Source organism: Paracoccus sp. BR5-17, assembly GCF_055693925.1.
Genome location: NZ_JBVFUV010000003.1, coordinates 857,092 through 872,168 on the forward strand (window position 1 = coordinate 857,092; position 15,077 = coordinate 872,168).

Sequence of the window (15,077 nt, forward strand, 5' to 3'; positions counted from 1 at the left end):
GGCATAGCGGCGGGGCCGGGGGCCGTCAACCGGCGCTTTCGACCAGCCCGATGATCGGCCCCAGCGACCGTCCGAAATCCGCCCGGTTCACCCCCGGCGCGTAAAGCCGGCTGATGGATCCGTCGAAATAGAGCGCGTCGCGCACCCCCAGCCCGTCGCGGAACAGCCGTCCGAATTCGTGAAACGTCACCGCCCGGTCGGAAATCGCGAACCAGGCCGTCTGCCCGTCGGGCGACACGCCCACGCCGTTCCTGACATAGCGGCTGTCCGAATCGCTCAGGAAGCGCGGATGCAGGTCGCCGTCGATGACCAGCATCGGCCCCGACTGGGTGGCCAGCCGGCAGTCCGGGCGCGCTGCCGCGAAGGCCCGGCTTTCGATCACCTGGAAGGGACGCGCGCCGCCGGTGCAGAAGACGCCGTTGGGCAGCATCCCGAAGTTGTCGTTGCTGGCCCCCGTGACGATGGGCTGCAGTTCCACCCCGTTGATGACCAGCAGCCCCACCGGGCGATAGTCGGCGTGATACATGCCGGCGTTCATGGCGAAGGCCAGGCTCTCGCCGGGGGCCAGGGTCGCGCGGACATTGGCGAAGTTGCGCAAGGGCTCGCCGTCCTCTCCGTCCTGCCACAGCCGCAGCGCGGGTTCTTGCGCGGCCGCGACCGCGCAGACGACATAGCCCTGGCCGTCATGGGTCATGCGGCTGCAGTCCGCGGCCGCCGCGGGGATCGCCCAGGCCAGCAGCATCCCGGCCGCCACGCCCAGGGGCCGCAGGTCAAGCTTCATCCTGATCCTCGTCCGTGGCTTCCACATCGCGGCGTACGCGTTCATCGGCGAACAGGCGGCGGGTGTCGTCCATCCGGTCGAAGGTCTCGTCCAGCTGGAAGCGTAGCTGGGGCGCGTATTTCAGCGTCATCGCCTTGGCGACCAGATGGCGCAGCTCGGGGGCGTTGCGGCGCAGCGCGGCCAGCGCGTCCTCGGCCCCGCGCCCGCCCAGGGGCAGGACATAGGCCGTCGCGACCTTCAGATCGGGCGAGGTGCGGACCTCGCCCACGGTGATCGAATGGCGGTTCAGGTCCGGGTCGTGGACATCGGCGCGGGCCAGCACGTCGGACAGGGTGCGGCGGATCAGTTCGCCCACGCGAAGCTGGCGCTGCGAAGGGCCGTGCCCTTGGGAAAAGCGGTTCTGTGCCATGTGTCCCGATGTAGGGGGTCGCAGGCCGCGCCGCAACGGGGTAAGAGGCCCCCAGGACAGCCGGAGGCCCGCATGAGCGACTTGCAGAACGCCGACACGCCCACCCTGCCGGGGATCGTCGTCACCGGCGCCTCGGGGCGGATGGGGCAGATGCTGGTGCGGCTGATCCGGGACAACCCCGCGGTGCGGCTGGCCGGCGCGCTGGAACGGCCGGGCCACCCCTGGCTGGGCCGCGACCTGGGCGAGGCGATGGGCGGCGCGCCCCTGGGGGTGACGGTCAGCGACGACGCGGTGGCGGTGATCGCGCAGGCGCAGGCGGTGATCGACTTCACCGCGCCCGCCGCCACCGTGACGTTCGCCGAACTGACCGCGCAGGCCCGCGCGGTCCATGTGATCGGCACCACCGGCCTGGAACAGGCGCATCTGGACCATCTCAGGGCGGCCGCGCGCCACGCCCCCATCATCCGCGCCGGCAACATGAGCCTGGGGGTGAACCTGCTGGTGGGCCTGACGCGCAAGGTCGCCGCCGCCCTGGGCGAGGACTGGGACATCGAGGTGGTCGAGGCCCATCACCGCATGAAGGTCGATGCCCCGTCCGGCACCGCGCTGATGCTGGGCGAGGCGGCGGCCGAAGGCCGGGGCACGACCCTGGCCGCGTTGCGCACCCCCGCGCGCGAGGGGATCACCGGCGCGCGGGTTCCGGGCTCGATCGGCTTTGCGGCGATCCGGGGCGGGGACGTGGTGGGCGAACATGACGTGATCTTCGCGGGCCAGGGCGAACGGATCGTGCTGCGCCACCTGGCGACCGACCGGGCGATCTTCGCGCGCGGCGCCATCCGCGCGGCGATCTGGGGCCAGGACAAGGGGCCCGGCGAATACGACATGCAGGACGTGCTGGGGCTGAACTGAACCGCAGGGGCGGTCCGCTAGGGCTGGATCGTGCAGCACCCCGACAGCAGCCGCGGGCTGGCGCCGTGGATCACCAGCGTCGCCGACAACCCGAACAGCCGGTCCGACATCCCGTCCGAACAGATCCGCGGCTGGGAAAACAGCGTCATGTCCCGCGCCACCACCACCCGCGCGGGGTCGCGGAACACGCCCGTGTCCAGCACCGCCTGCACCGGGCGGCGGTCGCCCGCCTGATCCTCGGGGCTGCGCAGCACCAGGTCGCCGCCTTCCAGCGTGGCGTCCCAGAACGGCTCGGTCCCCAGGCAGCGGAAGGCGGCGGGCAGCGCGCCCGGCTGCCACACGTCGCTGCGATAGGCCAGGTAGCGCGCCGAGACCCAGCCCGACCCCTCGGCGGTGTTGACCCGCGCCCAGCCGCGGCGTTCCTCGACCACCTCGATCCGGCGGGCGTCGGGGGGCAGGGTGGCGATGACGGGGGCGGATGCGTCCGGCATGGCCCGGATGTTCAGGACATCGCCCGCCGCCACCCCGCTGACGTCGAACAGGCTGGGCAGGATGTATTCCTGGGTGGCCAGGGCGGGGCCGGAAAGGGCAAGCATCAGGGCAAGGGCGCTGCGGAACATGAACGGATCCTCCTGCCCGTCAGTCTAGCGGCCCGGGCGGTCCATGCCAGCACCGCGTTCACGGATGGTTCCCCCCGCGCGCCGAAGGCGCTAGAACAGCCTCATGACGACGCGACTGATTGCCGACGAGACCCTGACCGCCGCCCTGGCGCGGATGCTGGCCGCCACGCTGCGGCCCGGCCAGACGATCCTGCTGGACGGGCCGGTGGGGGCGGGCAAGACCCATTTCGCCCGCGCCTTCATCCGCGCCCGCCAGGGCGAGGCGGCCGAGGACGTGCCAAGCCCCACCTTCACGCTGGTCCAGACCTATGACGATCCGCTGGGCACCGAGATCTGGCACGCGGACCTGTACCGCCTGGGCGATGCTTCGGAACTGGCCGAACTGGGGCTGGACGAGGCGCTGTCCGACGCCATCTGCCTGATCGAATGGCCCGACCGGCTGGACCGCCTGCCGGAAGGCGCCATCACCCTGGCGATTGCCGCGCATACCGATCCCGCCCTGCGCCGGATCACGCTGGTGGCGCCGGAAGCCGCGCGCATCGCGGCGCGCGCGGCCTTCGTGGCACAGGCGGGCTGGGGCGAGGCGCGGGTGGTGCCGCTGGCCGGCGACGCCTCGGCCCGGCGCTATTTCCGGCTGACGGGGGCGAAGGGCAGCGCGGTGCTGATGGACGATCCCTCGGGGGCCTGCGGGCCCTTCGTGGCCATGACCGACTGGCTGCGCGGCCGCGGCTTCGGCGCCCCGGCGATCCTGGCGCGCGACATCCAGGCCGGCCTGCTGCTGGTCGAGGATCTGGGCGACGATCTGGTGGCCCGCGTGCTGGAACGCGATCCGGCGATGACCGGGCCGGTCTACCAGCGGATCACGGATATGCTGGTCGAACTGCACCGCCATCCGGTTCCCGATGCCGTGCCCCTTCTGGACGGACCCGCCCTGGCCGATCAGGTCGGGCTGTTCGCCGACCATTATCCGCAGGCGGCAGGCGCCGCGGGCGGCAAGGACATCGCGCCGCTGGTCGCCCGCCTGCACGCGGAACTGGCCGCCGATCTGCCCCCGGTGCTGTCGCTGCGCGATTTCCACGCCGAAAACCTGATCTGGCGCGGCGACGCGCCCCTGGGCCTGATCGACTATCAGGACGCCGTGGCCTGCCATCCCGCCTATGATCTGGTCTCGGCCCTGCAGGATGCGCGCCGCGACGTGGACCCGGCGGTCGAGGAGGCCTGCATCCGCCGCTATCTGGCGGCAAGCGGGCTGGAGGAAGCCCGCTTCCGCGCCGCCTATGCGCTGCTGGGGGCGCAGCGGAACCTGCGGATCCTGGGGATCTTCACCCGCCTGTGCATCCGCGACGGCAAGCCGCGCTATCTGGACTTCATGCCGCGCGTCTGGGGCCATGTCCGGCGCAACCTGGCGCATCCGGCGCTTGCGCCCCTGGCCGGGGCGGTCGCCGCCCTGCCCGCCCCCGAGCCCGCCGTCATCGAAAGGATCCGCGCCCGATGCGCCCGCTGATGATCTTCGCCGCGGGCCTGGGCACGCGGATGCGCCCGCTGACCGACACCCTGCCCAAGCCCCTGATCGCCGTGGGCGGCCGGACTCTGCTGGACCGCGCGCTGGATCTGGGCCGCAAGGCGGGGGCGGGGCCGATCGTCGTGAACACGCATTACCTGGGCGAGCGGATCGCCGATCACCTGGCCGGGCAGGACGTGGCGATCAGCCACGAGGCGGAAAGGCTGCTGGAAACCGGCGGCGGGCTGCGCCGGGCGCTGCCGCTGCTGGGGCCGGGGCCGGTGATGACGCTGAACCCCGACGTGGTCTGGACCGGGCCGAACCCGCTGGCCGCGCTGGACGCCGCCTGGCGCGACGACATGGACGCGCTGCTGATGCTGCTGCCGATGGCACGGGCCGAGGCGCGGCAGGGGGCGGGCGACTTCTCGCTGGACGCAAGGGGGCGCATCAGCCGCAGGGGCGATTTCGTCTATGGCGGGGCGCAGATCATCCGCCCCGACCGGCTGGCCCGGATCCCCGATCCGGTGTTTTCGCTGAACCGGCTGTGGGATCTGCTGATCGCAGACGGCCGGGCCTTCGGGATCGTCCATCCCGGCGGCTGGTGCGACCTGGGATATCCGCAGGCGATCCCCCTGGCCGAGGCGCTGCTGGATGGCTGAGCCCCGTTTCCGCGGCCTCTACGCCCTGCCGCCCGGCGTCGATTTCGCCCGTGAATTCGTGGCGGGCTTCCTGGACCGCATGGCCGGCCAGCCGCCCGAGGCGATGGCCCGCGTCACGATCTATGGCAACGCTTCGCGGACGCTGGCCGAACTGCAATGCGCCTTCGACCTGCGCGGGCCGCTGCTGCTGCCGCGCCTGCTGCCGGTCACCAACCTGGAAGCCCCCGGGATCGCCGACCAGGCCGAGGCCTCGCCCCTGGCGCGGCGGCTGCATCTGGCGCGGCTGGTGGCGGGCCTGCTGAAGACCCGGCCCGACCTCGCCTCGGGCCATTCGATCGCGGCGCTGGCCCGGTCTCTGGCCGACCTGATGCAGGAAATGCAGACCGAGGGGCTGGGCCCCGAAGCGCTGGAAGACATCGACACCGGCGATCACGCCCGCCACTGGCAGAACGCGCTGGCCTTCCTGCGCATCGCCACCCGCTTCCACCTGCAAGGCCCGCCCGCCGACCGCGCCGCCCGGCAGCGGCTTGCGTCGGAGATCCTCTGCGACGACTGGTCCAGGGGCCTGAACCTGCCCGAGGGGCCGGTGATCGTCGTCGGCTCCACCGGATCGCACGGCGCCACGCGGCTGTTCATGGAGGCGGTGGCGCAACTGCCCGAGGGCGCGGTGGTGCTGCCGGGCTTCGACTTCGACCAGCCGCAATCGGTCTGGGACGGGCTGGACCACACGGCCGAGGATCATCCCCAAGCCCGCTTCGCCCCGCTGGTGCGCAAGCTGGGCCGCCCCGCCCGCTGGACCGGCACGCCGCCCCCTGCCCCCGCCCGCAACCGGCTGGTGTCGCTGGCGCTGCGGCCCGCCCCCGTCACCGACCAGTGGATCGCCGAAGGCCCGCGCCTGCCCGACCTGATCGCCCCCACCGAGGGGCTGACCCTGATCGAGACCGACCAGCCGGGGCAAGAGGCCGAGGTGATCGCCCTGATCCTGCGCGACGCCGCCGAACGCCATGTCCCGACGACGCTGGTGGCGGCCGACGGCAACCTGATCCGGCGGGTCAACGCCGCGCTCGACCGCTGGCGGCTGTGTCCCGACGAAAGCGCGGGCCAGCCCCTGTCGCTGACCGGCCACGGGCTGTTCATGCGCCACATCGCCGCCCTCTTCGGCGAGGCGCTGGGCATCGACCGCCTGCTGATCCTTCTCAAGCACCCTCTGGGCCTGACCGGATCGCCGCTGGTGGGAGCGAACGACGCCCGCCGCCTGGCGCGCGACCTTGAACTAGAACTGCGCCGCAACGGCCCGGCCTTCCCCGACGGCGATTGCCTGCGCGTCTGGGGGACCAAGGGCGATCCGCTGCGCAAGATCTGGGCCGCCTGGCTGGCGGGCCTTCTGGACCGCATCACCCCGCTGGCGGGCGACCGCGCGCCGCGGCCGCTGCCGGACCGGTTGCGCGACCTGATCGCCCTGGCCGAGGCGCTTGCCGCCGGCCCGGGCGGCGATCCGGCCGCATCGCGGCTGTGGCAGGACCGCGAAGGGGCGCTTCTGCGCTCGACGGTGGATCATCTGGCCGAACACGCGGGCCAGGGTCCGGATCTGGGCGCGCAGGATTTCTGCGCCCTGCTGCTGGACGAGCTGCACCAGCAATCCGTGCGGATCGAGGGGGACGCCCATTACCTGCACATCCGCGGCCCGCGCGAGGCGCGGATCATCGGCGATGGCCTGGTCATCCTGTCCGGCCTGAACGAGGGCGGCTGGCCCCAGCAGCTGAAGCCCGACCCCTGGCTGTCGCGGCAGATGCGTCTGGCGGCCGGGCTGCCGCTGCCCGAACGCCAGATCGGCCTGGCCGCGCACGACTTCCAGCAGGCGATGGGAATCGAACGGGTGATCCTGACCCGCGCCCGCCGCGACGCCGAGGCCGAAACCATCCCGTCGCGCTGGCTGAACCGGCTGACGAACCTGATGGGCGGCCTGCCCGAGCGCAACGGCCCCCAGGCGCTTGCGGCGATGCGGGCGCGCGGCGAGGCCTGGCTGGCCCTGGCAGGCGCGGTCTCGCGCCCCGCCCGCCCGGTGCCGCCCGCGGCCCGGCCCGCGCCTGTCCCGCCGGCGCCGCCCTTCCGGGAACTGCCGGTCACCGATGTCTCGCTGCTGATCCGCGACCCTTACGCGGTCTATGCCAAGCGCGTCCTGGACCTGCGCCCGCTGCCCGCGCTGCGCCCCGAGCCCGACGCCGCGCTGCGCGGCCAGACGCTGCATTCCATCGTCGAGGCCTGGCTGGACACCCGCCCCGAACCGGGCATCGGCTTCGAGGCGCTGAAGGCGCGCTTCCTGGCGACCACCGCCAAGGTGCTGGCCCGGCAGGTGCCCTGGCCCGCGACCCGCGCCTTCTGGGCCGCGCGCATGGAACGCATCGCCGACCGGATCGTGGCCGACGAACTGGCCCGCTTGGCCGAGGGCCGCCCCGTGGTGATCGAGAAGCGCGGCAAGGTCGCGCTTGCGGGGATGGACTTCATCCTGACGGCCAAGCCCGACCGGATCGACCTGCTGCATGACGGCCGGGTGGTGGTCTATGACTACAAGTCCGGCACCCCGCCCACCGACAAGCAGATCGCCGCCTTCGAAAAGCAGCTGATCCTGGAAGCCGCGATGGTCCGGCGCGGCGGCTTCGACGCGATCGGTCCCGCCGATGTCGCGGCCATCCGCTATATCCACCTGGGCGGCGAGGGCGAGACCCACGACCGCGATTACTCCCCCGCGCTCGAGGACGAGAACTGGGCGGGCTTCCTGCGGCTGGTCTCGGCCTATCTGTCGGGGAAGACCGGCTTCACCTCGATGCGCGCGCCCGAGCAGACCAGCTATGCGGGCGATTACGACCACCTGGCGCGGTTCGGCGAATGGTCGCTGGCCGACGCGCCCCATGTGCAGACGGTGGGCGACCATGAATGAAGCCAGCCTGAACCAGATCGCCGCGGCCGATCCCCGGCGGTCCACCTGGCTGACCGCCAATGCCGGGTCGGGCAAGACCCGTGTGCTGACCGACCGCGTGGCGCGGCTGCTGCTGGCCGGGACCGCGCCGGAACGCATCCTGTGCCTGACCTATACCAAGGCCGCCGCGACCGAGATGCAGAACCGCCTGCTGCGCCGGCTGGGCCAGTGGGCGATGCTGCCCGAGCCGCGGCTGCGCGCCGAACTGGCCGAACTGGGCGAGGCGGGCGAACCCGACCTGGCCGAGGCGCGGCGCCTGTTCGCCTGCGCCATCGAGACTCCGGGCGGGCTGAAGGTGCAGACCATCCACAACTTCTGCGCGGCGCTGCTGCGGCGCTTTCCGCTGGAAGCGGGCGTGCCGATGGGATTTCGCGAACTGGACGACCGGTCGGCCAAGGTGCTGCGCGCGCAGATCCTGGACCAGATGGCCGCGGGCGACGATCCGGCGATCCGCGACCTGACCGCGCTCGTCTCGGGCGACGACCTGGACGGCTTTCTGGCCGGGCTGGCCGAGGCGGACTTTCCGCAAGAACCCGATCCCGCGCCCGTCTGGCGGTCCCTGGGCCTGCCGGCCGGGCTGGACCGGGCGGCGCTGCTGGGCCGCGTCTTCGACGGGACCGAGGCGGATCTGTTCGACGCCCTGCTGCCGATCCTGTCGCGCAGCGGCGCCAAGGACTGCAAGCTGGCCGACCAGCTGGCCCGCGGCGACTGGCGCGCTCCGGGGCTGGCCGAGGTGCATTTCCTGTGCAGATGCCTGCTGTTCGGCGCGACGGCCAGAACCCCCTTCGGCCCCAAGATCGGCGACATCCCCACCAAGGCGCTGCGCCAGGGCCTTTGCGCGCCCTTCATGCCGCAGCTGGACGACCTGATGACCCGCGTGGCCGAGACCCGGCCGCTGGTCCTGGGGCTGGAGCTTGTGGAAAAGACGCTGGCGCTGCACCGCTTCGCCCATCACTTCACCCGCCGCCTGGCCATCGAGAAGTCGGCGCAGGGCTGGCTGGATTTCGACGACCTGATCCGCCGCACCGCCGACCTGCTCGAGGATTCCAGCATGGCGCAATGGGTGCTGTGGCGGCTGGACGGCGGCATCGACCATATCCTGGTGGACGAGGCGCAGGACACCAGCCCCGACCAGTGGCGCGTGATCCGCCGGCTGACCGGCGAATTCACCAGCGGCCAGGGCGCGCACGACCGGCACCGCACGCTGTTCGTGGTGGGCGATCCCAAGCAGTCGATCTATTCCTTCCAGGGCGCCGACATCGCCGTGTTCGAATCGGTCCGCGACCGCTTCCGCCGGGATTTCGAGGCCGTCGGCCAGCCCATGCAGCAGCGCGGGCTGGCCCATTCCTTCCGGTCCTCGCCCGCGATCCTGTCGCTGGTCGATACCGTCTTTCAGGGCGACGCGGCCGAGGGCCTGGGCGATCCGCCCCGCCACGTCGCCTTCCGCGACGGCCTGCCCGGCCGCGTGGACATCTGGCCGCCCCTGCCCGAGCCCGAAAAGCCCGACCGCGGCGACTGGACCACGCCCGTCGATGCCCCGGCCGAGAACGCGGCCGACACGCAACTGGCCCGCGCCGTCGCGCGCCAGGTCAAGGCCATCATCGGCACGCCCATCCAGGACGCCAAGACCGGGCAGATCCGCGCCATCGGGCCGGGGGACATCCAGATCCTGGTGCAGCGGCGGGCGGGGCTGTTCGACGACCTGATCCGGGAACTGAAGGCGGCTGACCTGCCGGTGGCGGGCGCCGACCGGCTGAAGCTGGCGGCCGAACTGGCCGTGCGCGACATCACCGCGACGCTGGCTGTGGTCTCTACCCCGGAAGACGACCTGTGCCTGGCCGCCATCCTGCGATCCCCCCTGTTCGGGCTGACCGAGGACGACCTTTACCGACTGGCCGCGGGCCGGGGCCGGCAATACCTGTGGGAACGGTTGCGCGTCTCGCCGCACCGCCTGGCCTACGAGGTGCTGAACGACCTGATGAGCCGGGCCGACCAGCTGCGCCCCTACGAACTGATCTCGCGGCTGCTGGTGCGCCACGGGGGCCGGGCGGCGCTGCTGGCCCGGCTGGGGCCCGAGGCCGAGGACGGCATCGACGAGCTGCTGTCCCAGGCGCTTGCCTACGATTCCGTCGAAACCCCGTCGCTGACCGGCTTCCTGGTCTGGCTGGGCCGCGACGATGTGCAGGTCAAGCGCCAGCTTCCCGGCGAGGGGGGCGGGCTGATCCGGGTGATGACCGTGCATGGCTCGAAGGGCTTGGAAAGCCCGGTGGTGATCCTGCCCGAAACCCGCAAGCGCCGGTCCGGGCGCAGCCAGCCGCTGATCCGGCTGGACGACAGGCCCGCCTGGCGCGGCGCCGCGGCCGAACGCCCCGATCCCGTGGCCCAGGCCGTGGCCGACCACGAGATGCGCCAGGAACAGGAACGGCGGCGGCTGCTTTACGTCGCCATGACGCGCGCGGAAAGCTGGCTGATCGTCGCGGCGGCGGGCGACTGCGGATCGGGGCTGGAATCCTGGCATTCCATGATCTGCACCGGCGCCGAACGCTGTGCCCTGACCCGCTCGGCCATCGAGATCGACGGCATCGGCCCGGCGCAGCGCCTCTCCTTCGGCGACTGGCCCGATCTGCCGGTCAGCCTGGACCGCAAGGCCCCGGCCGCCGTCCGCCCGCCCGCCTGGGCCGACCGGCTCGCCCCTGCCGCGCCGCCGCGCAACCGGGCGATGGCGGCGACGGGGCTGGGGGGCGCCAAGGTGATCGCGGGCGGCGAGGGCGAGGGCGACCCCGACGCGGCCATGCTGCGCGGCACGCGGCTGCACCTGCTGCTGGAACGGCTGCCCGCGGTGCCGCCCGCCGACTGGCCGGCCCGCGCCCGCGCCCTGCTGGCCGGGGCCGAGGGCGGCCTGCCCGGCGCGGCCGAGCTTGCCGATCTTCTGTCAGAGGCGCAGGCCGTCATCGCCGCCCCGGCCCTGGCCGAGGTCATGACCCCCGCCCCCGGCGCGCAGATCCTGCCCGAGGTCGGGCTGACGGCGCCCCTGCCGGGGCTGGGCATGGTCCGCGGCGCGGTGGACCGGCTGATCGTCTCGGACCACGAGATCCTGGCGGTGGACTACAAGTCGAACAGCATCGTCCCCGACCGCCCCGAGGACACCCCCGAGGGGATCCTGCGCCAGATGGCCGCCTATCGCGCCGCGCTGCGGATGATCTGGCCCGGCCGTCCGGTGCGCGTGGCGGTGCTGTGGACCGCCGCCCGCGCGCTGATGCCCATTCCCGATGCGGTCCTGGACGAGGTCATGGCCGCCCTTGACCGCCGCGCCCTCGCTTCATAGCTCTAGGGCAAGCTTTCGCCGGATTGCGCCGGCATCCCATGAAGGAGCGACAGAATGGCCACCGTTCACGTCAACGACAAGCAGTTCGACACCGAGGTCCGTCAGGCCGAAACCCCGGTCGTGGTGGACTTCTGGGCCGAATGGTGCGGCCCCTGCAAGCAGATCGGGCCGGCGCTGGAAGAACTTTCGGACGAATATGCGGGCCGCGTGAAGATCGTGAAGGTCAACGTGGACGAAAACCCCGAACAGGCCGCGGCGCTTGGCGTGCGGGGGATCCCGGCGCTGTTTCTGTTCAAGGGCGGGCAGGTCGTGTCCAACCGCATGGGCGCCGCGCCCAAGGCGGCGCTGAAAAGCTGGATCGACGGCTCGATCTGATCCAGCCCTGTGCCACAGGGGGCGGCGGCGGGCGGCCGGCCGCCCCTTTTCGTTGAAGACCCCGACCCAAGACCCGCGACGGAGACCCCCATGATGGACGACAGATTTCCCGGCTGGCACGGCACCACCATCCTGGCGGTGCGGCGCGGCGGCAAGGTGGTGGTCGCGGGCGATGGGCAGGTCAGCGTCGGCCAGACGGTGATGAAGGGCACGGCCCGCAAGGTCCGCAGGCTGTCGCCGGGCGGACGCGACGTGGTGGTGGGCTTCGCGGGATCGACCGCCGATGCCTTCACCCTGCTGGAACGGCTGGAAAAGAAGCTTGAAGCCGCCCCCGGCCAATTGCAGCGCGCCTGCGTGGATCTGGCCAAGGACTGGCGCATGGACAAGTACCTGCGCAACCTCGAGGCGATGCTGATCGTGACCGACGGGCGCGATGTCCTGGTCGTCACCGGCGCGGGCGACGTGCTGGAACCCGAACACGACGTGGCCGCCATCGGATCGGGCGGCAACTTCGCCCTGGCCGCCGCCCGGGGCCTTCTGGAAAGCGACCTCGACGCCGAAGCCGTGGCGCGCAAGGCCATGGCCATCGCCGCCGACATCTGCGTCTATACCAACGGCAACCTGACGGTCGAGGTGCTGGAAGGCTGACCCCGGGCGCGGCGCCGCAAGGCCCGGCCTGCGGCGTCCGTGCCCGGGCCGGCAGCCTGCCGCGCCGCCCCCCGGCCCGGCGGGCCGCCGGCGCAGCCCTTCAAAATCCGGCCGCGCCTCGCTATCTGGGCAGGAACCGAAAGAAGGCAGACCCATGACCGACCTCACACCGCGCGAAATCGTATCCGAACTGGATCGCTTCATCATCGGCCAGAAAGAGGCCAAGCGCGCCGTCGCGGTGGCCCTGCGCAACCGCTGGCGGCGCAAGCAGCTGGGCGACGACCTGCGCGACGAGGTCTATCCCAAGAACATCCTGATGATCGGCCCCACCGGCGTCGGCAAGACCGAGATCAGCCGCCGTCTTGCGAAACTGGCCAACGCCCCCTTCATCAAGGTCGAGGCCACCAAGTTCACCGAGGTGGGCTATGTCGGGCGCGACGTGGAACAGATCATCCGCGACCTGACCGACGCCGCGATGATCGACACCCGCGAGCGGATGCGCGAGGCGGTGAAGGCCCGCGCCCACAAGTCCGCCGAGGACCGCGTGATCGAGGCGCTGGCCGGAAAGGATGCCCGCGACGGCACCCGGCAGATGTTCCGCGACAAGCTGAAGCGCGGCGAACTGGACGAAACCCAGATCGAGCTTGAGGTTCAGGACAGTTCCAACCCCTTCGGCGCGATGGAGATCCCCGGCCAGCCGGGCCAGTCCCTAGGCGGGATGATGGATCTCTCGGGGCTGATGAAGGCCTTCGGCGGCCGCCGGGTGCGGCGCAAGATGACGGTTGCGGAAAGCTATGACCTGCTGATCGCCGAGGAAGCCGACAAGCTTCTGGACGACGACGCGGTGAAGGCCGCCGCGCTCGAGGGCGTGCAGCAGAACGGCATCGTCTTCATCGACGAGATCGACAAGGTCTGCGCCCGCGCCGATGCCCGCGGCGGCGACATCAGCCGCGAGGGCGTGCAGCGCGACCTGCTGCCCCTGATCGAGGGCACGACCGTCAGCACCAAATACGGCCCCGTCAAGACCGACCACATCCTGTTCATCGCCTCGGGCGCCTTCCACGTCGCCAAGCCCAGCGACCTTCTGCCCGAATTGCAGGGCCGCCTGCCGATCCGCGTGGAACTGCGCGCGCTGACGGAGGAAGACTTCATCCGCATCCTGACCGAGACCGACAACGCCCTGACGCGGCAATACACCGCGCTGATGGCGACCGAGGGCGTCACGGTGGCCTTTGCCGACGACGGCATCGCCGCCCTGGCGCGGATCGCCGCCGAGGTCAACGCCTCGATCGAGAACATCGGCGCGCGCCGCCTTTACACGGTCATCGAACGCGTCTTCGAGGAGCTGTCCTTCAGCGCCCCCGACCAGGACGGCGAGACGGTGCAGGTGGATGCGGCCTATGTGGAACGCCACCTGGGCGATCTGGCGCGGTCCACCGACCTGTCGCGCTATGTGCTGTGACGGAACCGGCGCGCAAGCTTCCGGGTTGGCCCCCGGAACACAGGGGGCCCGCTCATGGGATACGTCTTCGGGATCATCATCTTCGTGCTGGATGTCTGGGCGATCGCCTCGGTCATCAACACCAATGCCAGCATGGGGACCAAGATCCTGTGGATCGCGCTGATCGCGATTCTTCCGGTGGTCGGGCTGATCATCTGGTATTTCATGGGACCGAAGGCGCGTTACAGCTAGAAGGCGCGATGCGGCCTGGTGGGGCGACGCCAGGTCTGGCAGCGCCGGCCGTTTTCTGACAGCCTGACCGCAACCGTTTCCCTGCAGGTGACGCTTGCGGCCGCTTTTCCTTTGTCTTTTCCTGTTCCTGGCGGCCTGTTCTCCGCGCGGCGCGCTGGTGCTGGCGCCCCCGGACTATCAGGCGCCCGCCAGCGAAACCGTCTGGATCGCGTCGCAGCGCAGCGTCTCGGGCCAGCATCTGGTGCGGCCCTGGTTCTCGCGCATCGACGTCTCGGTTCCGCCCGACCGCGCCCCGGGCCGCCTGGCCTATCCCCGGCCCGGCGCCGACCCCGACCGGCAGTTCCTGGTCACGGGCGGCGGGCGTCTGGCCGATGCCCGCGCCTTCCGGCGCGCGATCGCAGACGACCTCGCGGGCCGCGCCCCGGATGATCGCGACATCGTCCTGTTCGTGCATGGCTACAACTACAGCTTCGCCGAGGGCGTCTATCGCACCGCGCAACTGGCCCACGACCTGCAGTTGCAGGGCATCCACGCGCATTTTTCCTGGCCGTCGCGGATGAAGCCCTATGCCTATGCGGGCGACCGGGACGCGGCGCTGTATTCGCGGGACGGGCTGGTGCAGACCATCGAGACGCTGACCCGGACGCAGGGCCGGGGCAAGATCGTGCTGATGGCCCATTCGATGGGCAGCCTGCTGCTGATGGAGGCGCTGCGCCAGATGGCGCTGGAGGGCCGACGCGACCTGATCGAGCAGATCGAGGGGGTGGTGCTGATCTCGCCCGACCTGGATCTGCGGCTGTTCCGCGCGCAGGTCCGCGCCATCGGCCCGCTGCCGCAGCCCTTCGTCATCATGACCTCGCCCGGCGACCGGGTGCTGCAACTGTCCGCGCTGATCTCGGACGAGCCGCTGCGGCTGGGCAACATCCCCAATGCCGCCCCGGTCGCCGATCTGGACGTGATCGTGGTGGACACGCGGGCCTTCGACACCGGGCTGGGCCACTTCAACCTGGCCGATTCCCCCGCCCTGCAGCAGATCCTGGCCCGGATGCGAAGCCTTGACCGGATCCTGCCCGACGAAGGCGGCGCCAGCCCCGGCGTGATCGGCGGCGCGGTCAGCCGGGTCGAACAAGCGGTCGAGGTGGTGCTGTCCCCGGCCTTCTAAGCCCCAACCCGGCTGCCG

General features: G+C 71.5%; 13 protein-coding genes. 10 read left to right on the forward strand and 3 right to left on the reverse strand.

Translation table 11 applies throughout. The features are described from left to right. Positions 1 to 25: 25 nt before the first annotated feature. Together ACZ1HC_RS05625 and rbfA are read right to left on the reverse strand one after the other, a co-directional pair. Positions 26 to 781, reverse strand: coding sequence for a phosphodiester glycosidase family protein (locus tag ACZ1HC_RS05625; protein ID WP_472699106.1), 756 nt, complete (start codon positions 779 to 781; stop codon positions 26 to 28). Beyond that, a complete protein-coding gene (gene rbfA / locus ACZ1HC_RS05630) occupies positions 771 to 1,190 on the reverse strand; it encodes a 30S ribosome-binding factor RbfA (RefSeq protein WP_472699107.1) in 420 nt (139 codons plus the stop codon). Before rbfA ends, ACZ1HC_RS05625 begins: the two co-directional genes overlap by 11 nt. Before the next feature lie 72 nt (positions 1,191 to 1,262). On the opposite strand from rbfA, the gene dapB reads away from it, so the two are divergent. Continuing rightward, positions 1,263 to 2,099: a 4-hydroxy-tetrahydrodipicolinate reductase gene (gene dapB / locus ACZ1HC_RS05635; RefSeq protein ID WP_472699108.1), complete on the forward strand. Its 837-nt coding sequence runs from the start codon at positions 1,263 to 1,265 to the stop codon at positions 2,097 to 2,099. 17 nt (positions 2,100 to 2,116) lie between these two features. Here the strand turns inward: dapB and ACZ1HC_RS05640 are convergent, their stop codons facing one another. Then, the gene (locus ACZ1HC_RS05640) at positions 2,117 to 2,719 is read right to left on the reverse strand and encodes a COG3650 family protein (protein ID WP_472699109.1); all 603 of its coding nucleotides are present in this window, start codon (positions 2,717 to 2,719) and stop codon (positions 2,117 to 2,119) included. Positions 2,720 to 2,822: 103 nt separating this feature from the next. On the opposite strand from ACZ1HC_RS05640, the gene tsaE reads away from it, so the two are divergent. The 9 genes from tsaE to ACZ1HC_RS05685 all read left to right on the forward strand — a co-directional run bounded on the left by tsaE (position 2,823) and on the right by ACZ1HC_RS05685 (position 15,059). Further along, entirely contained in the window at positions 2,823 to 4,223 is a 1,401-nt protein-coding gene (tsaE, locus tag ACZ1HC_RS05645) for a tRNA (adenosine(37)-N6)-threonylcarbamoyltransferase complex ATPase subunit type 1 TsaE (RefSeq protein ID WP_472699110.1), read from the forward strand. After that, positions 4,211 to 4,879, forward strand: a complete 669-nt coding sequence (locus tag ACZ1HC_RS05650) for a nucleotidyltransferase family protein (RefSeq protein ID WP_472699111.1) — start codon at positions 4,211 to 4,213, stop codon at positions 4,877 to 4,879. Before tsaE ends, ACZ1HC_RS05650 begins: the two co-directional genes overlap by 13 nt. Beyond that, on the forward strand, positions 4,872 to 7,817 hold the full coding sequence (gene addB, locus ACZ1HC_RS05655) for a double-strand break repair protein AddB (protein WP_472699112.1): 2,946 nt from the start codon (positions 4,872 to 4,874) through the stop codon (positions 7,815 to 7,817). The genes ACZ1HC_RS05650 and addB overlap by 8 nt, the downstream gene beginning before the upstream one ends. Continuing rightward, complete coding sequence (gene addA, locus ACZ1HC_RS05660; protein WP_472699113.1) at positions 7,810 to 11,181, forward strand: double-strand break repair helicase AddA; 3,372 nt, start codon at positions 7,810 to 7,812, stop codon at positions 11,179 to 11,181. Before addB ends, addA begins: the two co-directional genes overlap by 8 nt. Before the next feature lie 54 nt (positions 11,182 to 11,235). Then, a complete protein-coding gene (trxA, locus tag ACZ1HC_RS05665; RefSeq protein ID WP_472699114.1) occupies positions 11,236 to 11,556 on the forward strand; it encodes a thioredoxin in 321 nt (106 codons plus the stop codon). Between the two features lie 90 nt (positions 11,557 to 11,646). Further along, positions 11,647 to 12,204, forward strand: coding sequence for an ATP-dependent protease subunit HslV (gene hslV / locus ACZ1HC_RS05670; RefSeq protein ID WP_472699115.1), 558 nt, complete (start codon positions 11,647 to 11,649; stop codon positions 12,202 to 12,204). Positions 12,205 to 12,358: 154 nt separating this feature from the next. Then, complete coding sequence (gene hslU / locus ACZ1HC_RS05675; protein WP_472699116.1) at positions 12,359 to 13,666, forward strand: ATP-dependent protease ATPase subunit HslU; 1,308 nt, start codon at positions 12,359 to 12,361, stop codon at positions 13,664 to 13,666. A gap of 54 nt (positions 13,667 to 13,720) precedes the next feature. After that, on the forward strand, positions 13,721 to 13,897 hold the full coding sequence (locus ACZ1HC_RS05680) for a PLD nuclease N-terminal domain-containing protein (protein WP_472699117.1): 177 nt from the start codon (positions 13,721 to 13,723) through the stop codon (positions 13,895 to 13,897). Positions 13,898 to 13,991: 94 nt separating this feature from the next. Then, on the forward strand, positions 13,992 to 15,059 hold the full coding sequence (locus ACZ1HC_RS05685) for an alpha/beta hydrolase (protein ID WP_472699118.1): 1,068 nt from the start codon (positions 13,992 to 13,994) through the stop codon (positions 15,057 to 15,059). Positions 15,060 to 15,077 lie beyond the last annotated feature (18 nt).